Origin of the sequence: Candidatus Borrelia fainii (assembly GCF_027925085.1) — a bacterium.
GTDB classification, from domain to species: domain Bacteria; phylum Spirochaetota; class Spirochaetia; order Borreliales; family Borreliaceae; genus Borrelia; species Borrelia turicatae.
Genome location: NZ_AP027070.1, coordinates 618,190 through 641,291 on the forward strand (window position 1 = coordinate 618,190; position 23,102 = coordinate 641,291).

Below are 23,102 nucleotides of genomic sequence, written 5' to 3' on the forward strand. Positions count from 1 at the left end.
TGGTGTTTTGTTAGTTTTAAGGCATATAAGGTTGCCTAATTAACGTGTAAGGATTTATATGAGAAAAGCTTACTTTATTATTTTCTTATTTATTGTATTTAATTTATTTTCTTCAATGAATGATCACTTAAGCATTAATATTGATGATGTATATGTTGAGGCTCATGAAGATGGTTTTCATCTTTTTATAAGAAAAAAGCCAAATATTAAATCAGTTATTTTAACTGAATCTTTTGAAATCCCAGGTAAGAGTAAAGACGTTTCTACTTATTCATTTAGAACATTGGAGTATAATAAAATTAATGGGGATGAGATTAGAATTTTAAATGGTAGAGTTATTCAAAATAGACGTCTCTTATCATTAACATCTTCTACACCTGTTCAAAATAGAAGATTTGGACAAGCTTTTCATATCTTAATACCTAAAAAGTTGAGATACGGTTTTCCTAATTTTTCGACAAGGAGTGATGATATCGATTTAGAGGTTTTAAAGAGAAAAAAAGATCCTTTTTGGTTTTCAATTAGAACTTTTGAGAAAAAATATAATGATTATTTAGGTCAGTATAAGGATAATGCTTATGAGTTATTCTTTGGAGACATTCAACTAAAAAGTACAATTGATAATAATAATTTACAAAAAGAATTTTATAGGTTTGCAGATAATGTTGTTGTTGCAAAAAAAGGACTTGATCTTGTTGAAAAGATAAAAAATATTCTAGAAAAATCAGAAGATCCGCTTGCTGATTTAGATCTTGTTTTTGTTATTGATGTGACTGATAGTATGAAAAATCATATCGAAATTCTAAAAGAACACCTTTTTTCTATGATAGAATCGCAACTAAGTCAATATAAGTCTTATAGGATAGGTTTTGTATTTTATAAGGATTATCTTGAAGATTTTTTAACAAGATCTTTTGATTTTAATAATAAGGAATATTTAAATAATGTTCTTGGAGGTATTAGTGTAGGTGGTGGGGGAGATTATCCTGAGGCAGTATTTGAGGGAATTAATGCTGCTGTTACTCAATTTGATTGGAGCGCAGATAATAGGTTTATTATCGTATTGGGTAATGCACCTCCCCATGAATATCCCCGAGGACCTATAGTTTATGAGGATGTCATTAAATCTGCTAAGGAAAAAGATATTACAATTTATGGAATATTACTTAAATAGTGGTTTGCATTAATTGTGTATTATGATTTGTTTTTTTGTTGGTTTTGTATTTTTTCTATTACTTTTTGAGATAAGGGAATGATCCATTTAGGTGTTTGTACATTAGATTGTATTAATTCTTCAAAGAGCTTTTTTGCTGTGTTGTTTTTATTTGTCACATAATATATGAATGCGATTTCATATTTTCCTATGGCAACGATGCTTTCATTTTCTTTATAATTTTCAATCATTTTTTCATATATCTTTAAAGCAGATTGATAATCGTTAATATTTGTTGCTTTTTGAGCTTCTCGTAGGTAAATGCTGTAAGGAGTGTCTTTTGTAAGTTGTTTGTTTAGGTGGGCTACTGTATAACAGGAGAAGAATAGGATACTTATTAGTACTAGTTTTTTCATTTTTGATTCTCTTATTTTGTAAAAAAATTTTGTTTAAATTAATTTTATTAAATATAAAAAAAGAAAACAAGCATAAGCTTATTTTCTTTTTTGTTTTATTTAGAAGGAATTATTATTTTCCAATTTTCATGTATTAAATCTGGATTTTGAATTTTTTGTCTGTTTGCAAACCAAATTTTTGGCCATAGGTAAGGGTCGCTGTATAATTTTTTAGAAATACCCCATAAGGTGTTTCCGATTTTAACTATATATAACTCCTTACTTGATTGACTTTGATAGGCTTTTAGATATCTTGCAGAATCTAAGAATAATTCATTTGCAAGTCTAAGATTATTAAGATTCTTAGATTCAAGTCCTTGTTCCCATAATTGTCTGGCTTTTTCAATAAGTTGAAGTGTTTTAAATTTATTTGAGTCTGGGTTTTTTACTTCTTCAGCCTTTTCTTCATAAGCAAGTACTAATGAATCCATTTGTCCAAGTAAGTAAGTTTCATCTTGTGGGTTTAAAAGATTTATGCGTTCACCTTTATCCTTAAGAAGTGCTCTTCCATTCCATGGTGATGGTTTAATGAGTTTATTGTTTTTGTAAACGGGGAGTTCAGAAGCAGCTTCCAGTGCTTTTAATTGTTTATACATTCTCTCTTCCGTCTCTTTAAGAGCTCTTGCTTCTTTTGCTTTTTTAGCAGCTTGTTGTGCTTTATTAAATGTTTTACTATACATTCCAAGAGAACTTTCGATATCATACATTTTATATTTTCTTGTTGCTTCGAAATATAAGTTATTTACTTCGTCTATTTCTAATGGGATCCATATATATGCTTCATTAGCTTCAGCATCATTCAAGTATTTTTCAATGTTTTCTTTTAAATAGTTTATTTTTTCTTTTTTTTCTGTTGTATCTCTTGCGATATTTCTGTATCTTTCTAATACTTTTAAGGCAATTTCATTACCTTCTTTAATCATTCCCTTTTCAAATTTTTTGTGCATTTCTTTTTCAATTTTTTCAGTCTCATTAAATTCTTTAGAATAAAAAAGATTTCCTCGTTCTCTTAAGACGTCGTTTTTTATATCTTCAATTTCTCTTTTTATATCCCCAGTTTTTTTAGTTGAAATTTTGGAGTTTGAATTTTTTGTATCCTCTGGCGGGGTCTTACATGAAATTAGGGAAAGAGCAAATACGAATAACATTAAAAATAATAATTTGCTTTTTTTTATCATAAATACATCCTTCTTATGTGATATTGACTATATAAATTAAGAATTTTGCTTTTTAGATATATTAATTCTTTTATCTTTGCATAAAGCCTCTAATTAGTATATTATTACACAATTTAACATTATACAATTTTTTTACTGTATAACCGTATACATTGAAACTCCATTTTTATTGCATCAATACTCTAACTCTTGACTTTAGTATTCCTTATAAATTTTAGGATTTCCACATTTTCTTTCTTCTGGCGGGGTCTTACATGAAATTAGGGAAAGAGCAAATACGAATAACATTAAAAATAGTAATTTGTTTTTTTTCATCATAAGTACATCCTTTTGATATAAGATTGACTACATAAATTGTAGTTTTATTATGTTTTAGGTTCTTTAAAAAGAACAGGATTAGTATAACATATTATTTTTATACTTTCTTGAAAAGTATAACGTATTTTTCCTTTTTGTTAAAGTTACTAAATCTCTTTAAAAAAGATATAATTAAGCTTATAAGGTTTTAAAAAGAGGAAAATTTGATTGTGAAATCATATGTTATTATCCTTTTATTTTTATTATTACAAGTGACATTATTCTCTCAAGTGGCGTCTATTAAAGAAATGGAAGGGCAGATTAATGTTATAAGGAATGCTATTTCTGTTAAATTAAATTTGGGGGATGAAATTTTTGAATATGATTTTATTGAAGTGGGAGATAATTCTAAAATTAAAATAGGTTTGTATGGGATAAATGGTATTGCATCAGATTTAACCTTGTATTCTAATACTCATAGTCTTATTTGTTATTCTTCTCTTAAAGATATGCAGGATGCAAAAATATATTTATTTAAGGGGAGTTTAGATGTGGTTATTTATGAGGTTGTGCAAGGTTCTTCATTTTCTGTAGATTTGAATAATTATTTTTTTATGACCGATGTTCCGGCAAAATTTTATGTAAATTGTGAATACTTTAATAATTATTTTGTTAGTGTTTTTGATGGAGTTCTTAAACATTATAACAAGGATGAGTATTGGATTTCAGCAGGCACTAGTATTTTACTTTGGGATAATAATTCTTTTTTATATAAAACTAGTGATTCTGTATCGCAAAATGTAATTGAAAATCTGAAAGAAATATCTCGTAAAGATTTTTTTTCTTTAAATAATAATCGTTTAACTTATATGTTTTTAAAATATGTGGAAGATAGTTTTAGATTTGATTTTGTATATGATTATTTGGTAAGAGATCCTAAATTTAATACAATATATTCAAAGTGGAGTTTAGAAGATAAAAATTATACCTTAGGAAATAGAGTTGACATGATAAATTATGTCAATTATTTAAGAGGTCGTATAGGTATTCTTTTTAATAATTTTATTTATTTGGCCAATGTGTTTTTTTTTATAGAAGATATTGTTAAGCATTCTTCTGATGTGTTTGATAAAGTGAGTGTCCATGGGGCTATTTTAAAATATTTGGAATATTATAAAAAAAATCGCTCGTCTTTAACAAAGAAGTTTTTTAAAACTGTTCATTCTTTTAAGATGTATTTAATTCGTACAAATGGTGATATTCCTAGTAATTTAAGTGTTAATGAATTTTATTTGTTAAAACCTAGAGAGTTTTAATTTTGATAAATGTTGTGATTGTGAAGTATTAATAAAATTTCTATCTTCAAGATTAATAGTTTTGGTTTGATTTGATTTAATCTACTTCTTGCATTGAGTTTTTGTTATATTGATCCAATACTGGTGTTTTTAAGCAAGTTTAAGCAAAAATTGAATATAGAATTGGACGTTATAGAGGCTTTTATGGTATCTTTCTTACAAAGAAACTTTTTTAAAAAGGTTGGTGTATTGTGCGTTTTAGGTTTTTGATTTTATGCCATTTTGTTCTCGTAGTATCAAGGTTTATTTTATTTTATAAGAAAAAGGTGTTTTATTTCTGTGAGTAAAGCTCTTTTTTTTAGGATTTTTTGTGTTTTTGTTTCACTAATTTGTTTGTTTTTATTTGTTTATATTAATTTTTTTAGAATTAGAGAACCTAGGTCTTCATCTAATAGAAAAGTTGCATTATTTATTCCTGGAATCATTAGTGGTTCTCCTTCTTATAAAGCAATGTATGATTTTTTAATTGAATTTAAAAAAAATAAAAGTGATATTGAGATTCGGTTGTTTGAAGCTGGGTTTAATCAGCATGAATGGATAGAATTACTTGAAAAGTTATTAAATTCTAACAATTATGATTTTTTAATAACGTCAAATAATGCAATGCAAGGAATTATTGATAGGATTTCTCCCAATTATCCTTATACTAAGTTTTTGCTTTTTGATTCTTTAGTTAAAAATACTAATCCACAAGTGTATTCACTCTCTTATAATGTTGCAGAAGAAGCTTACATATTGGGTTATTATGTGGGTTTATTTTTAAAAAGTTCTAATTTATATAATAAAAATGTTGCCTTGATTGCTGGACAAGAATATCCTGTTATGAATAATTATATTTTTCCTTATTTCAAGAATGGAATTAGAGAAATTTTAGATTCAGAAGTGTTCTTTAGAACTTTAGGAAATTGGCATGATAGCAATAGGGTAAAAGTTTTATCTGACTCTTTAATTTTAGACTTGAAAGTTTCTGTAGTTCTTCCAATTGTAGGTACAGCTGTTAAAGGAGTTCTCTCATCGGTTCGTGAGCATGGTGTTTTTGCTGTTCTTTTTGATGGTGAAGATTATTTGAATAATAAAGATAATATTATTGGTTCAGGCGTTACAAATCAAAGATTTTATTTAGAAAAAGTCTTGGGAAAAGCCCTTAAAGGGGAGCTTAAATATGGAACTTATAAGGTTCTGGGCTTTAAAGAAAGGGGGGTTTCATTTAATTTGTTAAATAGGTTTTATTTAGAGAAGACCGATTCAAAACTTAAAAAAAGACTTGAGGAAAAAATTAAAGAGATGAATAATACTGAGATCAAAATAAATTTAGAATAATTTATGGTAGAGTTTAAAAACATAGTAAAATTTTTTCCAGATATTGAAAAACCTATTTTAGATAGTGTTAATTTAAGAATTGAGGAATCTAAGATTTTAACTGTAATTGGGAGAAATGGAGAAGGTAAGAGTACCTTATCAAAAATTATAGCTGGATTTATTCGTTTTGATAGTGGTGATGTATTTGTAAATAATATTAGGCAAAAAAGCTGGAATGTAGATGTAGCAAAGAGTAATGGTATTTATATTGTGTCTCAGATTCCAAAACTTGATATGAACTTAAAAGTTTGGGAATATCTTAGTATTTATTGGTTTGATTCTCAATTTTTTATGCCAATGAATAAATCCCATACCTATAGATATTATAAATGGCTTAGGCAATTTTATAATATTGCTTTTGATCTAGAGACTAGAATACAAGATTTGAATATTAAAGAAATCTATTCCTTGCTTATTATTTCTTCCCTGAAAAAAAATGCAAAGATTATTATTTTTGATGAGAGTGTTTCTTATTTTTCTCAAAAAGAGGCTAAAGAGTTTATTAAATTGCTTCAAGCCCTTAAAAGGGCAGATATTACTTCTCTTTTTATTACTCATAGAGAGATTGGCGATGCCATAAAATTTAGTGATGAATTTATTATTTTAAAAGAGGGAAAGTGTTTTAGAACGACAAATAAAGAGATAATACTTAGTAAGCTTGAAATTCCTGCTGATAAGTTTATTTCTATAAATATTAGGCGTGGTGGGCCAAATGAGGATTTTATAAAATTTAATTTGTTTTTTGAAGATTTTTGGAAGTATGATATTAGTTTTTCTTTGAAAAAAAGAGGAGTTTTAGGAATTATTGCAGAAGAGGCAGTAATAAGAACATGGGAAAAATTATTCTTAGGCGAGATTCCATTTGTAGGATGTATAAAGATGAATGGGCATAGATATGAATATATTAATTTTTATGAGTTAAAGGCTGGGTTTTTACCTTTAGGAATTGGTAATTTATTTTCTGATAATATGACTATATTGGATAGCTTTTTGGCCAAAATAATGAGTTTTGAAAATGAGATTTTTATTAAACAGTCTATTATTAATGATCTTAAAAAAAATTTTAAAAACGAAATGGAATATTGTGATAGTAAGATACTAAGGACTTTTTATTCTAAGTCTTTGTCATTTTCTGGAGGAACTTTAAAAAAACTTGCTCTTTTTAGAGAAAAATATATTACAAAGAGCTTTTTAATTTGTTTTTCACCTCTTAGTAATTTAGACTATAGAGCATATAGTGAGACATCTAATTTTATTCGTAATTTTTCTAATGAAAAGCCTGTTCTACTAATTACTCCTAATTTAGATGAATTACTGCTTTTGTCTGATAATGTTTTGGCAATAAAGGCTGGTGAGGTTGTATTGAAATTGAAAAGAGAACATATCAACAAAGATGCTTTAAAGGAAATGTTGTTTATATGAGGGCATTTGGAAGAGAATATATTTTGTTAATATTTTCACTGAGTGTGTTGAGTATTAGCTATTTTTTTGATGGTTTTTTTAGTTTTTCTTATATGAAAGTGATGTTGTGGAACTTTATGTTACTCTTATTAATTGCAACAGGGATTTCAACTTGTGCTAGAAGTAATAGTTTGACTCTTGGTGATGAGGGTCAAGTTTATTTTGGAGCGTTTTTATCATATATATTTTGTGATTTTTTTGGACTTACATACTTTAATTTTGTATTAATAATAATTTTAAGCTCATTTTTAGTTGGTGTTATAGGAATTATTCCTTTTTTACTGACATTTTTTTGTGGGGTAAATGGGATGCTTACAGGTCTTTTAATGTCTTATGGAAATCAAAGATTAGTTGATGGATTTATATCAAAGCTTTTAGGCTCGAATGGACTTTTAAATCAGACAAAAAGTATTGATAAGATATTCGCTATTGATACTGCTTTTCCATATTTGCTTTTATTTAGTATTTTGATTTGGGGATGTTATGTATTTATTCATAAAAGAACTGTTTTAGGATTGAAACTTGAGATATTAAGTGATAGGAAGCCGTTAAGCAAATTTTTTGGCATTAATGAGTTTAAGTATAAGTTTTGTACGGTATTTACCAGTGCTTTTTTAAATGGTCTTGTGGGTTCAATATTTTTAATTTTTTTTAAGAATTATTTATTTTTAGGATTAACTGCTGGGTTTGGCTGGAATGGATTTGTTGTTGCTGTAGTTTCAGGATTTAATTATATATATGTATTATGTTTTAGTTTGTTTTTTGCAATGCTTAATGAATTTAATAATTATCTTAAAATAAATTATTCGTTTAAATTTGAATTTATTGGTTTATATCAAGCTATGTCGATTTTTATTTCATTGTTTTTAATTAATTCGGGTAAAAAATAAATGTTTGGTATTTTTTTGCATTCTATAGTATTTGCATATTTGGCTCTTGGCATTCTTTATGCTGAAAGAGTAGGATTTCTAAATATATCTATTGAAGGCATTTCTTTTTTATCTGTTTTTTTAACATCTTTTTTTATTTATTTGGGGTATGGAATATTTGTTTCAGTTGTTATGACAATTTTTATTAGTTTGCTCTTTGGTTTTTTTTTGTCTTTTATTGTAATAAATGGTTATAACATTTTTATAACGGGTATAGGAATTAACATATTGTGTCATTTTTTAGTTAGGGTTTTAATGAAAGCTAATTTCAATTTTATTCCAGGATTTAGTTTAAATATTTCTAATAATTTTGCTATTATTTTTTTTATTATATTTTTTTTCGTTTTTTTAAGTTTTAGTATTTATATATTAAATTATTCAAGAGTTAGAGTAGTTTTTGAGTTTATTCGCTCGAATGATTATGAAAATATCTTAGGTGAACGAACTAGTAATTACTTTAAATCTTTTGCTATTTTTGTATCCGTAATTTCGGCAAGTATTGCAGGCTCATTTCTTGCTATCAATTTTAATGTTTATTCTTATGATTTGGGGTTAAATAATGGTTGGCTTGCTATTTGTATACTGTATATTGCATTTGCAAATCCTTGGTTCATTTTTCCAAGTGCATTTTTGATGATATTTATTGAATACGAGTTTTTTAATTTTCAAGATTATGTTAATTCTTATTTTGCCCTTTCGTTGCCCTTTTATATGGCTATATTAATTAATGTATTTGTTTCACTTTTTAGAAAAACTAAACCGTTTTAGCAATATCATTTATCGAATTTTTAAGCTTTTTTAAAGCCCGAATTTGTAATTCTAAATCTTTGATTTTAATTTTATTAAATTCATAAAAGGGTATTTGTTTGATGATCTCTAAATTATTTAGAAAAATTGTAAATATGGTGTCATCATATGTTTCTATTTGGAAAAGAGTATTTATTATCAGATTAAATATTAAATCCTCATCTTGTATAAAATGATAAAATCCTTTTTTTAAAATAGTATCAATTAATATGTATATATTAGTATTTAGTAATTCTTTATTATCTTGAATAAATTGCATTATATAGTCCATTGAATTTCTTGATTCTCCCATGAGAAAATATGCCCATGAAATATCAAGATAATTTTTTGTATCTTTAAAATCAATTATTTTTAGATAAGTTTTTGTTTGTTCAATTGCTTGTAACCAGTTATTCATCAAGTATTCTAATTCTGCGATCAGTAAATATGCATCAACTTGTTTTGGCTCTGTATTTATAATTTGCATTAATAATGCTTTGGATTGATTATATTTTTTTAGCTTTTTGAGTAACATTGATTTTGTATAAAATTCATCTATTTTATTTATATCTTCTGTAGGAATTGTTGCATAAACAAAAGTAATGATATTCATCCAGACTAGCATTATTGCATATTTTCTCATAAATTTTCCTCTTTTATTTTCTTTACAATGTCCATTATCATATCTTTATACTTGTTGATCAATGCATATGAATTTAATTCTTCTATAAATTTATTAAGGTACAACATTGCAAGATTTGCAGAATCTTGAATAGCATTTGATGAGTTAATCATATTGCTAAATTTTAATATTTCTTTTTTTGATTCATTTATAGATTTATTTTTAATTGCACTTAATTCTTGAATGATTTGCTCATTCAACAGTTTTTCTTTTAAAAAGTATATTATGGGTAGACTTTTTTTTCCTTCAATTAAGTCATCTCCAAAATCTTTACCATTAATTCCATCTTTAATATTTTTAATATCATCTATTATTTGAAAACAGGTTCCAAGCTTTAAAAATGTGTTGTAAAGATTTTTTGCTCTATTTTCATTCTTTGTAAGTATTCCGGCTAAAAATCCAGCCATTCCAAAAAAGCAACTTGTTTTAAGTTCTACTAAAGATATGTATTCGTCAACGTTTGGGATATATGTCCCATTGTGCAATGCGATATCAATTCCTTGTCCTAGGTGAAGATTTGAAAGCGTTGTGAAAAAAATTTCATAAATTAATAGTTTTTGACTTTTTTTTAATTTAGAAGTTTGTATTAATTTTGCAGGAAGAAAGTAAATTAAATTAGCTGTATTAATACTGTTATCTAATCCGTAAATTAAGTGAATAGCAGGTTTTCCCCTTCTTTTAATAGCCCCATCTTCTATGTCATCAATAATTAAACTTCCAGAATGAGGTAATTCAAGTAGCATGCTTAGTTTGTATAAATTTTCAGTATTTTTGTTATTATATCCTAATGCATATGCTAGTAAAATCATTAGCATTGGTCTTATTCTCTTTCCCCCTCTATTTATTATTTCAATAGCTGGAGCTTTAATTGTCTTTATTGTGTTTTTTTGTATATTAAGTTTTAGCTTTAAATCTTTGTCTTTAAATAAATTGAGAAAATGGTCTTGTGAGAATATATTATTAATATTTTTTTCGATCTTATCTAAAAATGATTTATTATGCATAATAATAATTATAATAAAAAGTATAATGGATTGAGTATATTGCAGAGTATTGATATGTATAATGTTGTTGATGAATATTCACGAAGAGCTAAAAAAGAAGGATATCTTGCTAGATCTGTTTATAAATTGATAGAAATTGATAAGAGATTTGCTTTATTTTCCTCTGGCAATATATTGGATATTGGAGCGTCTCCTGGCAGTTTTTCTCAATATACTTATGGTAACCTTAAAGATGGGGTACTTGTTGCAGTTGACCTTAATGATATAGATCTTAATTTTACTAATAATTTTTATTTTATCAAAGGTAATATATATATAGATGAGGTTTGTCAAAAGATCGAGACTTTTGCACCTTATAGTTTAATTATAAGTGATGCAGCTCCTAAGACTACTGGTAATAGATTAGTTGATACAAGTAATTCTTTTAATTTGAATATGAGAATAGTTGAATTGGCGTCTAAAATTTTGGTAAAAGGTGGTAATTTATTACTTAAGGTTTTTCAAGGAGGCGAGGAAGAACAGCTTTTTTATAAGCTTAAGAGTTGTTTTAAGATTGTCAAAAAAATTAGACCTAAAGCTGTGCGGAAGAATTCCTTTGAGATTTATTTTTTATCTAAGGATTTTATTAAGTTAGATACAAATATTTAAAGTATTTAAGGGTGTTGGGATATGTTTATGAAAGAAAGAATTATGGAAAAAAAATCTCATTTACAAGTTGCATGTTTTAAGATAGGCAAAGAGAGTTATGGGGTTGCAATAGATCACATTAGGGAAGTAATTAAAGTGCCTTTGGAAGGTATATATGCAATACCCAATGTTCCTGATTATATTACGGGTATTTATAATCTTAGAGGGAGTGTTATTCCTTTAATAAATTTAAATATTAGATTTAAAATCCCTTCTGTTTATGTAACGGAAGAAGATAAACTTTTAACAGGTTATTTAATAGTGAATATCAAAGATAAGCTTTTAGGAATATTTGTAGATAAAGTTCTCAAGGTTATTAGCTTTGATATATCAAAGATACAAGAACCCCCTGCGACCTTGCAAACTTTGGATAGAAAATACATATCTGGGGTTGTTAAAATTGAGAATGAGGAAAATTTTGAGAGTGAATACTTAATTTTAATTGATATTGAACGGATATTTGACAAGGGTGAATTTGCACAAATTCCATATAAGGAGAATAATGAAGAGTAAGGTTCTCATTTACGTGAATTATTCAAATTTAGATGCTGAGGTTCTTGCTTATGAAATACAAAAATATTTAGAACATAAATATGGTGTTTTAAGTTTATTTGCAGGAATTGATAAATCTTTAGAGGTGTTAACTGAGGATAATTTAATTCTTGCAATAACTTTGGGTGGAGATGGTACGGTTTTATTAGCTAGTAGCTTGCTTTTAAAAAATGATATTGATATTCCAATTATTTCAATAAATTTAGGCAAGGTAGGATTTTTAGCAGACATAAAACCTATTGCTTTTAAAGAGGTTATAGATAAATTTTTTGATAATTCTTTAGTTATTCATAGTAAATATTTACTTAATATTAGTGCTTATAAGAATGGAAATAATGTGTTTACCAAATATGCTTTAAATGATGTAATTATTCGTTCTAGTGTTATTAATAAGTTGATTTATGTAAATCTTAGGGTGAATTCAGAAGATTTTCTCTCATATAGGAGTGATGGAATAATATTTGCAACTCCTACAGGTTCAACCGGATATTCTTTTTCGGCAGGTGGATCTATTTTAGAATCAGATCTTCGGGCTTTTATCCTAACTCCTATTTCTCCACATTCTGTTTATAATCGTTCCTTTATCTTTTCAAGCAGGAGTAAGCTTTCACTTTCATTTCAGAAAGGATATGCGTTAAACTCAGCATCAATTTTCGTTGATGGCGTTAATATTGGTAAATTTGGGGTTGATATTATTTTTGAATTGGGACTTGATAATAAGAGTTTACGTTTTGCATCATTTTGTACAGATACTTTTGTTAGAAGGCTTAAAAATAAGTTATTATAATGTATAGCGTTTTATAATATAAATATAGCTTGTTTTAAAATTTTGTATGTTAGTTGAATTTTTTGTGAAAAATTTTGTTTTAGTTAAAGAGCTTTCTATTAAGCTAAGTAAGGAATTGATAACGTTTATAGGTGAGTTTGGAAGTGGAAAAAGCTTATTATTAACAATTTATTATTTATTTGGTGAAAAAATTAAAAGTAATATAATTACTAGTGAAAAACAGAAATATATTTTACTTGCCAAGTTTAGGGTAAATAGTGATGTTAAGGAGTATTTATTTTTTTAAGCTATGTTAGCCCTAGATTTTATTATTATAAAAAAAGTAATTATATTTGAATCCTCAAAGACTCTTTTAAATAGTTATTATATTAATAATAAACCAATTTCTAGTACCATATTAAAGTCAATTTTTACTATGTTGATTGAGGTGCATCTTCAAAATCAACAGTATTTAATTTTGAGAAACCCCTCAAATAATTTGAAGATTTTGGATAATTATGCTAATTTAAATTCTCAATTGGAAAAATATAGATTAGTCTATGAAGAATATATTCAATATTTAAATGATTATGATAATTTTGTTTCGAAAGAGAAATTGCATAAAGATAGTAAAGAAAAATGTGAAAAAATGGTTGATGACATTGATTCTGGTATAGGGGGTGAGTCTGGGAAGAATTTGGGCAAGTATTTAAAAAAATTGTCAAAAAATATGCAAATATTTGTTGTTACTCATCTTGATAATATTGCAAATCTTTCAAATTATCATATTTTGGTAAAAAAGGAATATACTAAAGATAGAACTTATGTTCATGCTTGTTTATTATTGGATAATGATCGTGTTTCAAAAGTTGCTCGCATGTTTAGCGGAAATGTTAATGATATTATCTTTCAACATGAGAAAAGTTTTTAAAAGGTAATAATGATATTAGTGGGTATTTATGGATTTAGTTCATAATGAAAATTATCAAAAAATTTTATTTATTGATGATCTTATTTTGAAAACTTTAAAAGATATAAAAGACATAAAAAAGTCCGATAAATTTGCACTGGATTTGGATGTTACGGTTAATTTTATTAACTTAAATTTAAATGTTCTAAGTTATATTGCATCATTAAATTATTTTTACACAAAACCTAGATTAAAAGTTAACTATGATTTTCGAGTGAATCTTTTTAGTTTTATTTCTGATTTTTCGTTGTTTGTAAGTCCTGTTTTATTTATTTCTTTTGGGGAACTTATGGATAATGAATCTGTGCTTAATTTAGATCCTAAAGAACGGTTTTTGATTATTAGAAAGTTAGGATATCTTATTGATTTGGGGATGTATTTTAGCAAAGGTGATTCTAAAGCGATTCTCTTTTTAGAAGATATATATCTTAAATTTATTGTTTTGGTTAAAAATTTTATTGATTTTAAGAATTTGTCAAAAAATTTAGTTATTGATAGTCCTTTTTATAAGGTTCAATTAGCTCATCTTATTAAATCTTTAGATCTTTTAGAGGAAGGAGCATTTTTGTTAAGAGCAAGATATGAAGTAAATGGGATCTATGGACTTTCAGAACAGATTTTAGGTTACATTCAGGCCGGAAAAACTTTAGCTACTATTACTTCTCAGAAAGCGATAGCTGAGAAGTTTTCAAAATTTTATGAAGTTTGGTCTGTTAAATTTCAGTCGGATTTGAGCAAGAGTAGGTGAGTTTGAGGGGAGGATTTTAATAAGTGTGAATCTTTGTAAAGAAAATTCAATTCGATTTAGAAAGATCAAAATTTTTTTGTTATCAATTTTTTTATTGATATTCATAGTATTAACTGATTCTATCTTGAAAGCAACCATTGATATTTCAATTTTTTATAAGTTTAATTACTTTAAGAAGTTTGATAATTTGGTTGATACTGTTGCAAGGCGTAATGTTTTTATTGCTAATCAAATTTTGAATCTAGATCCCAATAAATATGGTTATCATGTTGTAAGTGATCGTTTAGTAAGTTTTTCAGACTATTATTATGTGCTTAACAGGTTTAAAAATAATTATTCTGTATTTTCTAGAAAGACAGATAAATTTTTGTTTTCTTTGGCATATAAGGATTTTGTTTTTACAAAAGATAATGTTGTTTTTGCTTTAAATAATTTACATAAGGCCTTAGAAGTTTATGGAGCCGATGGAAGTAAAATTTTGTCTTTAAAATTTATAGCTTCAATATTAAGTATTGATTATAATGATGATGTTTTGGCTTTAGGACTTTCTGATGGCAAGACTTATGTGTATAAACGTGGAAAAATGATTTATGGTGGTGATTTATTAAGTGTTGGTTTGCCAATTATATGTCTTAAGTTAAGTTTAAATAATAAATATTTATGTATTTTAAGGGGAAATGAGGAATACTCTCTAGAAATTTTTAACTTAGAGGATGGATATAATCAGTTTTTATATTTAACAAATTTAAAGATTAAGGATTTTAATCCTTTTTTTAAGATTGATAAATTTTATAATTTGTTTGTTGAGACTGCAAATTCATTTTTAATACTTAATATTAACAGTGGTAAAATTTTTAAAGTTGATAATAAAAATTCTGTTTTAAAAGCCTCTTATGATCCTTTTTCTAGAGTGTATAGGATATATTTCTATGATTTAAGTGGTAGTATAATCAATATAAGGACTTATTCTGTAGATTCTTATAATTTATTTGATAATATCTTTTTTAAAGATAAGGTAAATTCATATGTTGAATTTGATGAAGGAATTTTATATTTTAATGATGATAGTGATTTAAAGTATTTAGGGTTGTAGTTGTAATGATAATTGCTTTTCTTTTTTTCTTTAATTTTTTTAATTTGTATGCGTTTTTGGAGTTTGGAAAGGATGAGAAGTTTGATTTGGTAAGTGATTTTGGAGAATTTCGAGATGATACTTTAAGTATTGGTATAAAATTGAGAGCTTTAGATACACACTTTTCTATTTTTTCAAACAATTATAAGATTTTGTATTCCAAGAATAAGGTTAGTGAATATGATGGAAGCATTTTGATCATTTTTGATAAAGATTTGGGGTTTAATTTGGAAATTTTTGGTGATTTTATATACAAAAATGAGAAAATTTTTTTAAAGAATGATAGTAAAGTTTTTGATGTAGTAGTTGTTGATTATTATAGTGGACATATAATTAATCCTTTATTTGTGATAAAGAATAGAAATAATTTAAATATCAATTCTTCCTTTTTATTAGGTAATATCCTTTTAAAAGGTAAGGATGATGCAATGTTTGAGTTAAAGGAGGATATTGATTTAGATTTAGAATTGGATGATTATAGTCTTGTTTTAAATTTTTTGAAAAAAGATATTGGTGTTTCAAAGGCTATTAGTGGTATTTACTATTTTGAAGTGTTTTTAAATAATAACAGTATTTTTCGTGCTGATTTTCAGAGCATGTCTTTAAACAGTAATTCATATGTTGTTTTTGAGAATAAAGATTATAATTTAGATCTTTTTAACATAAAAAGAGATAATGGAAACATTCAGATAAATAATCTTGAGTTTATTAGCGGTCATAACGAAATTAAGATCAAATATGGAGATGTTTATAATACCGAAAATAGTTTAATTTATAGGTTTACACTTAATGGGTAATATTTTTCATGTACCTGTACTTCTTGATGAAATTATTAATCTTTTAGAGGCATCAAATATAAATGATGGGTTTGTTTTTGTTGATTGTACTCTTGGGGAAGGTGGGCACTCAAGTGCAGTGCTTAAGAAGTATCAAAACATAAATGTGATTGGGATTGAGAGGGATGACATTGTTTTAAATAGGGCAAAAGAGTTTCTTATAGAATTTAAGGGGAAAATTTCATATTTTAATGCTTGGTTTGATGATTTCTTTAGTGAATATCCTTTAAGTAGTAAAATCAATTTTATTTTAGCTGATCTTGGTATTTCCATGTTTCATTACAAAATGAGTGGTAGGGGATTTTCTTTTTTTGAAGATGAAAGGTTAGATATGAGGCTGAATCCTGGTGCTGGAGGTCTTAGTGCTTATGATGTTGTCAATGCTTTTGACAAAAAAAGACTTGAAAATTTAATCTATGAATTAAGTGGTGAACGTTATTCTAGAAGAATTGTTAAATCTATCTTAGAATATAGAAAAATTAAGAAAATAGAAACTTCAAGAGAGCTGCAGAATATAGTTAGCAAAGCCTATCCTAGGATAAAGCTTAAAATAAATCCTGCAACTAAAACTTTTCAAGCGTTAAGAATTTATGTTAATGATGAACTTTTTCGTTTAAAGCGAAGCTTGCCATTATGGGTAGAAAGCTTATCAAAGAATGGCGTCTTGGCTATTGTTACATTTCATTCATTGGAAGATAAAATTGTAAAAGAGTTTTTTAAAGGTTTAAGCAAGGAACAATATTGTATACTTACTAAAAAGCCTATAATTCCAACCTTTGAAGAGAAGAGATTTAATAATGCATCAAGAAGTGCTAAGCTTAGAGTCATCAAAAAATTATATGAGTAAAATGGGAAAAATTGAAGTTAAATTATACTTTTTATTGATTTTGATATTAACAATTATAATATGCTTAAATATTTATCTTAATTTTAGATATGTTGTAAAGTTGCGTGAGTTTGAAGATTTAAATAATGAACAAAGTAATATTATTGATGAAAATCTTAGGTTGTTAACCGTAATATATGAACTTCAAAGTATTGATAGGATAGAAGAGCTTAGTAAAGATTATTTGAATTTAGAAAAAAAGGATAATAAGGATATAAATGTTATTAAACGATAGGCTTTATGAGGGTTTTTAGTGCATATAAAAATTGAAGACATTTTAGATTCTCTAAAGGATATTAAATTTGTTGGTTATGCAAGTAGTATGCAAAAGATTGTATCATTTTATTCGCTTGATAGTCGTGAAATTAATGCTAAAAATAGTAGTGCTAGTCTTTATTTTGCATGTAAAGGTGATAGAGTGGATGGATTTTCTTTTGTCGAATATTTAATTGATATGGGTGTTAAATGTTTTGTGTGCTCTAAAGATTGTGAGAGTTTGTGTATTGAATATTTAAACAGAGATGAAAATTTGGTTTTTTTGCTTACTAGTAATGTGGTTGTTTTCCTTCAAAACTTAGCATCACATTTTATTAAAAGAACAAGTTTTAAGAGGATAGCTATTACTGGTAGTAATGGAAAGACTACAACAAAAGAGATGCTTTACAGCATATTGTCAGAGAGATATAAAACTTGCAAAACTTGGGGAAATTTAAATTCGGATATTGGGTTGCCTTTGAGTATTTTGAGAACTGAAGGAAATGAGGAGTATGCTGTTTTTGAAGTGGGGATTAGCTATGTTGGAGAGATGAACCTTCTTGCTGAAATATTAAATCCCGAAATTGTTATTGTAACAAATATAAGTTATGCTCATATGCAAGCTTTTGAAGATCTAGAGGTTGTTACTGCTGAGAAGGGTAAAATCATGACTAAGAGTACTCAGATAGTAATTTTAAATGAGAATTGTCCTTATCATTTACATTTAAGAATAATGGCTAAATCTATTAATCCAGGGATTAATATTTTTTATTTTGATTTTTATAGTCTTCAAATTAGATCATTTGCATTTGTAAATGATAAATTTTTTTATGATTTTACTTATAAAGGGTTTGATTATTCGATTTTATTACCAGGTCAGCATAATATTTTCAATGCAATATCTTGTATTAATTTAGCTTTGTTGCTTGGCCTTAGTGAAAATGAGATTCGTAATGGTTTATTGAATGCTGATTTTCAAAAAGGTAGGGCAGAGCTTTTAAGAATAAAGGATTATTTGGTTTTGAATGATTCTTATAATGGTAATTTAGGTTCATTTATGGCTTTAAAGGAGATGATTTTGGATCTTGAGATAAAGGGTAAAAAATTTATTATTCTTGGTGCTTTTAAAGAACTTGGAAAATTTGCGTATGAGGCACATAAAACGGCGATTAGGGAAGTTGTTTTAATGAATTTTGATAAAGGTTTTTTAATTGGTGAAGAATTTCAAGAAGTAAAAAAATTTGAAAACTTAACCCTAAATAATTTATTTTATTTTAGTAATTTTGAAAATTTTATTGACTATTTTTTGAAGAATTTGGAATCTGAGTGTTTTATTGCTATTAAAGGGTCAAGGTCAAATAGACTTGAAAGGGTTCTTGATTATCTTTAAGGACTAATGGGGGGGATATGTTTTGTCTTTTAGGACTTAGATTGTTGAAATATATTACTTTTAGAACCGCTTATGCTACTATTTTTGCATTTTTGCTTGCATTAATTTTTGGTCCATTTATTATTTTAAGACTTAAAAAACTAAAACTAGATCAAATCTTAAGGAAAGATGGACCACAACGCCATTTAAGTGAAAAGATAGGAATTCCTACTATGGGAGGCATTTTTATTTTTTTTTGTGTTTTAGTTTCTTTATTTTTCTGGATTGATTTTTGGAATATTTACTTTTTAATTATACTTTTTGTCATGATTAGTTTTGCTTGCTTAGGATTTATGGATGATTTGCTAAAAATAAAGAGAAAAAATTCAGATGGGCTTAATCCTCGATTTAAGATTTATGGGCAAATATTGTTTTCTTGTATTTCAGTTACTATGCTTTATTATTTTGGTGATGAGCATGTTAGTATAATTTATTTCCCTTTTTTTAAGTCTCTTAAATTAGATTTAGGAGTTTTATATATTCCATTTGGGATGTTTGTTTTAATATCTGCATCTAATTCTTTTAATTTGACAGATGGACTTGATGGACTTGCTATTGGACTTAGTATTGTTGTAACAGGAGCTCTAGTAATAATTGCATATCTTACAAGTAGAGTAGATTTTGCATCTTATTTAAATATTCCAAATATTAAAGGTACTGAAGAACTTGTAGTATTTCTTGGAGCTTTACTTGGCGGTAGTTTTGGATTTTTGTGGTTTAATGCGTATCCTGCTAAAATAATGATGGGTGATACTGGTAGTCTTTCAATCGGGGCGGTTCTTGGGATGACAGCTTTAATTTTAAAGAGTGAGATTCTTTTTGCAATTCTTGCAGGGGTTTTTGTGGTTGAAACTTTATCTGTAATTGTTCAAGTTGTAGTTTATAAGCAGACTAAGAAAAGGGTTTTTAAAATGGCACCACTGCATCATCATTTTGAGGAGCTTGGGTGGTCTGAAATGCAGGTTGTTATTAGATTTTGGATAATAGGTTTAATATTTGCTATAATTGCTTTAAGCACTCTTAAGATTAGATGAGTTTAAATTGATATTTATGTTTGTAGAGAGAACCTCTATTAGAAAATGTTATTTACTTGTTTTATGGTCTCTTATTGCTTATGGTCTTGTTGTATTTTATACATCTTCATTTTTTTTAAGTCTAGAACTTACAGGAGACCCTAATTTTTTATTCTTAATGCGTCTTAAATATCTTTTTTTAAGTTTTGTTGTATTTTTTGTCTTTGAAAGGATTTCTTTAGATTTTTTAAAAAAAATTGTTTCTATTATATTGCTTGTAACTTTTACATTGGTTTTGGCAACTTTTTTCTCCCCTAGTGTTTCAGGAACACAAAGGTGGATATTTTTAAAAGGCGTTAGTATTCAGCCTTCAGAGATTTTTAAGGTATCTTTTACGATTTATCTTGCGAGTTATTTGAGTAGATTTAGATTAAAGTCAGATAATAATATTTCTTATTGGTTAAAGCCAATGTTAATTTTTGGTATTTTTTGGTTGCTCATAATTTTGCAAAATGATTATTCAACGGCTATTTATTTTGCTATGCTTTTTTTTATTGTTTTATTTGTTTCTGGAATGTCATTGGGATATGTTTTTGTTATTTTATTTACTTTTATTCCAATTGCTATGCTTTTTTTAATATTTGAACCTTACAGAGTTGCTAGAATTTTTGCATTTTTAGATCCTTATGATGATCCTTTGGGAAAAGGATATCAAATAATTGCATCACTTAATGCTTTTAAGAGTGGTGGTCTTGGGGGGAGAGGGCTTGGAATGGGTGAGGTAAAGCTTGGCAAACTTCCAGAGGCTAATTCTGATTTTATTTTTTCTGTGCTTGGAGAGGAGTTAGGGTTTTTTGGGATTTGTCTTGCTATTGTATTATTTTTTTTATTGTTCTATCTTGGGTATTTTGTTGCCCTTTTTGCTAAAACCAGATTTAGATTTTTTATTGCGTTTATTGCAAGTCTTACAATTTTTCTTCAAAGCATCATGAATATTTTAATTGCAATTGGTCTTTTACCGCCTACAGGTATAAATTTACCATTTTTTTCATCAGGTGGTTCTTCTATTGTTGTTACAATGGCTCTTTCTGGACTTATTGCAAATGTTTCTAGAGATGTTGAGGGTGAATAGTTTGAAGTTTTATCAAAATGATAATTTAAGCTTAAATTTATGTTGATTTATAAAAAATTTTTGATTATATATATTTATGTAATAATTTCTCTTATACTACTTGAGATTGTTTTTATTATTTTTATTTCTCCTTATTTTCTAATCAGATACATTAGTTTTAATGATAGTATTCATATTTCTAAGGAAGAGATATTGAGTATTTCAGGAATTAAGCCTAATACTTATTATTATGATGCTGATGTTAATGTTTATGAGAAAAATATTATGAGAGATCTAAGGGTAAAAAATGTGACGGTAAAACTTAAATTTCCTAATACAATTAGCATTAATATTGAGAGAAGAGTTCCTATCGTTACTGCTTATGAAAATGTTGATGGCGGTTTTATTTATTATTTTATTGCTTCAGACGGTTTAATTTTGGAAAAGTGTAAAAATTTAATTTATGATTTACCTATAGTTAGTGGATTAAATTTAAATGGTAATGAAGTTGGCGATTTTTTAGAAGATAGAATGCTTTCTATTATAAAGAACCTTAACTATGTTAAAATAAATCAAAATACTTTGTATAATTTAATATCGGAAATTAATTTTTTGAAGTTGAATTTTTATGATTACAAGATTTTTTTGTATATAAAAAATATATATAATAAGATATTAATAACAACGGATATGGATTTAATAAGTGTAATGCATAAGGTATTCTTGATATCTGATTTGCTTAAGGGAAGGTCTGATACTGTTGATTTAAGAAGCGGTAATATCATTTTGTTAGGAGAAGATTAGTGTCTAGGGATTTGATAGTGGGATTAGATGTTGGAACTTCAAAGATTTGTACTGTTGTAGCTGAGGTAAACTTAAATAATCAGTTGGAAATAGTTGGAATAGGCACTAGTGTATCAAGAGGGGTTAGGAAAGGTGTTCTTATAAATATTGAAGCTGCACTCGATTCAATTTCTAGTTCTATTGAAGCTGCTGAACTTATTTCTGGGTGTGATATTGCCGCTCTTTCTGTGTCTATGTCAGGTAGTAGTATTGAGGGTACTAATTCTCGTGGGGTTGTTGCAATAAATTCAAAAACCAGAGAGATTGATAATGAAGATGTTGAGCGTGTTATTGAGGCTGCTAAGGCAATCGTGATTCCGATGGATAGAGAAATTTTACATGTAATTCCTCAGGAATTTATTGTGGATGGAATTCCTCATATAAAAAATCCAATAGATATGATGGGAATTCGCCTTGAGGGTGAAGTGCATATTATTACTGGATCTAGTTCTTCAAGTCAGAATTTAGTTAGGTGTGTGAATCGTGCTGGGTTTTCTGTTGATGAAATTGTGCTTGGAAGTTTGGCTTCATCTTATGCTACTTTATCTAAGGAAGAGAGGGAAATGGGGGTTTTGTTTGTTGACATGGGTAAAGGTACAACAGACATAATTCTTTATGTTGATGGTTCTCCTTATTATACCGGAGTAATTCCTATAGGTGCAAATAGAGTTACTCTTGATATTGCACAAGTGTGGAAAGTACCTGAAGATATTGCTGAAAATATTAAAATAACGGCTGGTGTTGCTCATATTTCTGCTCTTGAGAGTCAAGTGGAAAGTGTTATTATTCCTAATCTTGGAACCAGGCCGCCTCAAGAGAAAAGTCGAAAAGAATTGGCTATAATAATTAATTCAAGATTAAGTGAGATCTTTGAGATGATAAAAGCTGAAATAATGAAGAGAGGGCTTTATAATAAGATTAATGGAGGAATTGTTTTAACTGGGGGAGGCTCTTTGTTTCCTGGTATTTCTAATTTAACAGAAGAAATATTTAAATATCCATCAAGAATAGGATTCCCAATGAATATTAATGGAGTTGGAGAGGAGTATATTGGTCCTAAATTTTCCTCAGCTCTTGGTCTTGTTCTTTATAAGCATGAACAGCAAAAATTCAATAAATTAAAGAAGGGAAATAATAAATCTAAGAGACAAAGTAAAATATCTTCAAAATTGAAAGGTTGGTTTTTGAAGGAATGGTTTTGACCAGTCATGGAGG

At 27.1% G+C, this 23,102-nt stretch carries 25 protein-coding genes; 21 read left to right on the top strand and 4 right to left on the bottom strand.

Annotation, left to right across the window (positions count from 1 at the left end):
• Window positions 1-58: 58 nt before the first annotated feature.
• Window positions 59-1,174 carry a vWA domain-containing protein gene (locus QMG63_RS02825; protein ID WP_281861522.1) on the top strand — a complete coding sequence of 372 codons (1,116 nt, stop codon included), beginning with the start codon at window positions 59-61 and terminating at the stop codon, window positions 1,172-1,174.
• 20 nt (window positions 1,175-1,194) lie between these two features.
• On the opposite strand, the gene QMG63_RS02830 is transcribed toward QMG63_RS02825, so the two are convergent.
• Together QMG63_RS02830 and QMG63_RS02835 are read right to left on the bottom strand one after the other, a co-directional pair.
• The gene (locus QMG63_RS02830; RefSeq protein WP_281861524.1) at window positions 1,195-1,569 is read right to left on the bottom strand and encodes an outer membrane protein assembly factor BamD; all 375 of its coding nucleotides are present in this window, start codon (window positions 1,567-1,569) and stop codon (window positions 1,195-1,197) included.
• A gap of 95 nt (window positions 1,570-1,664) precedes the next feature.
• Complete coding sequence (locus tag QMG63_RS02835) at window positions 1,665-2,786, bottom strand: LysM peptidoglycan-binding domain-containing protein (protein WP_281861526.1); 1,122 nt, start codon at window positions 2,784-2,786, stop codon at window positions 1,665-1,667.
• Window positions 2,787-3,391: 605 nt separating this feature from the next.
• On the opposite strand from QMG63_RS02835, the gene QMG63_RS02840 reads away from it, so the two are divergent.
• From QMG63_RS02840 to QMG63_RS02860, 5 genes are all read left to right on the top strand, one after another.
• Window positions 3,392-4,399 carry a hypothetical protein gene (locus tag QMG63_RS02840; RefSeq protein WP_281862092.1) on the top strand — a complete coding sequence of 336 codons (1,008 nt, stop codon included), beginning with the start codon at window positions 3,392-3,394 and terminating at the stop codon, window positions 4,397-4,399.
• A 318-nt stretch (window positions 4,400-4,717) separates the two neighbouring features.
• On the top strand, window positions 4,718-5,758 hold the full coding sequence (locus QMG63_RS02845) for a BMP family ABC transporter substrate-binding protein (protein WP_281861527.1): 1,041 nt from the start codon (window positions 4,718-4,720) through the stop codon (window positions 5,756-5,758).
• 3 nt (window positions 5,759-5,761) lie between these two features.
• Window positions 5,762-7,219 (top strand): ATP-binding cassette domain-containing protein, encoded by a 1,458-nt coding sequence (locus QMG63_RS02850; protein WP_281861529.1) that lies wholly within the window; start codon window positions 5,762-5,764, stop codon window positions 7,217-7,219.
• Window positions 7,216-8,148 (top strand): ABC transporter permease, encoded by a 933-nt coding sequence (locus QMG63_RS02855; protein WP_281861531.1) that lies wholly within the window; start codon window positions 7,216-7,218, stop codon window positions 8,146-8,148. Before QMG63_RS02850 ends, QMG63_RS02855 begins: the two co-directional genes overlap by 4 nt.
• A complete protein-coding gene (locus QMG63_RS02860) occupies window positions 8,149-8,955 on the top strand; it encodes an ABC transporter permease (RefSeq protein WP_281861533.1) in 807 nt (268 codons plus the stop codon).
• Here the strand turns inward: QMG63_RS02860 and QMG63_RS02865 are convergent.
• Window positions 8,942-9,616 carry a tetratricopeptide repeat protein gene (locus QMG63_RS02865; RefSeq protein ID WP_281861536.1) on the bottom strand — a complete coding sequence of 225 codons (675 nt, stop codon included), beginning with the start codon at window positions 9,614-9,616 and terminating at the stop codon, window positions 8,942-8,944. The genes QMG63_RS02860 and QMG63_RS02865 overlap by 14 nt on opposite strands.
• On the bottom strand, window positions 9,613-10,659 hold the full coding sequence (locus tag QMG63_RS02870) for a polyprenyl synthetase family protein (protein WP_281861537.1): 1,047 nt from the start codon (window positions 10,657-10,659) through the stop codon (window positions 9,613-9,615). Before QMG63_RS02870 ends, QMG63_RS02865 begins: the two co-directional genes overlap by 4 nt.
• Before the next feature lie 54 nt (window positions 10,660-10,713).
• On the opposite strand from QMG63_RS02870, the gene QMG63_RS02875 reads away from it, so the two are divergent.
• From QMG63_RS02875 to ftsA, 15 genes are all read left to right on the top strand, one after another.
• Window positions 10,714-11,307, top strand: a complete 594-nt coding sequence (locus QMG63_RS02875; RefSeq protein ID WP_281861539.1) for an SAM-dependent methyltransferase — start codon at window positions 10,714-10,716, stop codon at window positions 11,305-11,307.
• A 21-nt stretch (window positions 11,308-11,328) separates the two neighbouring features.
• The gene (locus QMG63_RS02880; protein WP_281861541.1) at window positions 11,329-11,859 is read left to right on the top strand and encodes a chemotaxis protein CheW; all 531 of its coding nucleotides are present in this window, start codon (window positions 11,329-11,331) and stop codon (window positions 11,857-11,859) included.
• Window positions 11,849-12,685 (top strand): NAD(+)/NADH kinase, encoded by an 837-nt coding sequence (locus tag QMG63_RS02885; protein WP_281861543.1) that lies wholly within the window; start codon window positions 11,849-11,851, stop codon window positions 12,683-12,685. The genes QMG63_RS02880 and QMG63_RS02885 overlap by 11 nt, the downstream gene beginning before the upstream one ends.
• Window positions 12,686-12,749: 64 nt before the next feature.
• Complete coding sequence (locus QMG63_RS02890; protein WP_281861545.1) at window positions 12,750-12,971, top strand: P-loop NTPase family protein; 222 nt, start codon at window positions 12,750-12,752, stop codon at window positions 12,969-12,971.
• A gap of 201 nt (window positions 12,972-13,172) precedes the next feature.
• The gene (locus QMG63_RS02895; RefSeq protein WP_281861547.1) at window positions 13,173-13,595 is read left to right on the top strand and encodes a P-loop NTPase family protein; all 423 of its coding nucleotides are present in this window, start codon (window positions 13,173-13,175) and stop codon (window positions 13,593-13,595) included.
• Window positions 13,596-13,623: 28 nt separating this feature from the next.
• Entirely contained in the window at window positions 13,624-14,382 is a 759-nt protein-coding gene (locus QMG63_RS02900) for a hypothetical protein (protein WP_281861549.1), read from the top strand.
• Between the two features lie 19 nt (window positions 14,383-14,401).
• Complete coding sequence (locus QMG63_RS02905; RefSeq protein ID WP_281862094.1) at window positions 14,402-15,475, top strand: hypothetical protein; 1,074 nt, start codon at window positions 14,402-14,404, stop codon at window positions 15,473-15,475.
• 5 nt (window positions 15,476-15,480) lie between these two features.
• Complete coding sequence (locus QMG63_RS02910) at window positions 15,481-16,311, top strand: hypothetical protein (protein ID WP_281861551.1); 831 nt, start codon at window positions 15,481-15,483, stop codon at window positions 16,309-16,311.
• Window positions 16,304-17,197: a 16S rRNA (cytosine(1402)-N(4))-methyltransferase RsmH gene (gene rsmH / locus QMG63_RS02915; protein WP_281861553.1), complete on the top strand. Its 894-nt coding sequence runs from the start codon at window positions 16,304-16,306 to the stop codon at window positions 17,195-17,197. Before QMG63_RS02910 ends, rsmH begins: the two co-directional genes overlap by 8 nt.
• Entirely contained in the window at window positions 17,190-17,471 is a 282-nt protein-coding gene (locus QMG63_RS02920; protein WP_281861555.1) for a hypothetical protein, read from the top strand. Before rsmH ends, QMG63_RS02920 begins: the two co-directional genes overlap by 8 nt.
• Before the next feature lie 18 nt (window positions 17,472-17,489).
• A complete protein-coding gene (gene murF / locus QMG63_RS02925; protein WP_281861557.1) occupies window positions 17,490-18,881 on the top strand; it encodes a UDP-N-acetylmuramoyl-tripeptide--D-alanyl-D-alanine ligase in 1,392 nt (463 codons plus the stop codon).
• Between the two features lie 17 nt (window positions 18,882-18,898).
• Complete coding sequence (mraY, locus tag QMG63_RS02930; RefSeq protein ID WP_281861559.1) at window positions 18,899-19,954, top strand: phospho-N-acetylmuramoyl-pentapeptide-transferase; 1,056 nt, start codon at window positions 18,899-18,901, stop codon at window positions 19,952-19,954.
• 16 nt (window positions 19,955-19,970) lie between these two features.
• Complete coding sequence (gene ftsW / locus QMG63_RS02935) at window positions 19,971-21,065, top strand: putative lipid II flippase FtsW (RefSeq protein ID WP_281862096.1); 1,095 nt, start codon at window positions 19,971-19,973, stop codon at window positions 21,063-21,065.
• A 39-nt stretch (window positions 21,066-21,104) separates the two neighbouring features.
• Complete coding sequence (locus QMG63_RS02940) at window positions 21,105-21,848, top strand: cell division protein FtsQ/DivIB (RefSeq protein WP_281861561.1); 744 nt, start codon at window positions 21,105-21,107, stop codon at window positions 21,846-21,848.
• Window positions 21,848-23,089 carry a cell division protein FtsA gene (ftsA, locus tag QMG63_RS02945; protein ID WP_247065476.1) on the top strand — a complete coding sequence of 414 codons (1,242 nt, stop codon included), beginning with the start codon at window positions 21,848-21,850 and terminating at the stop codon, window positions 23,087-23,089. The genes QMG63_RS02940 and ftsA overlap by 1 nt, the downstream gene beginning before the upstream one ends.
• The last annotated feature ends 13 nt before the right edge of the window (window positions 23,090-23,102 follow it).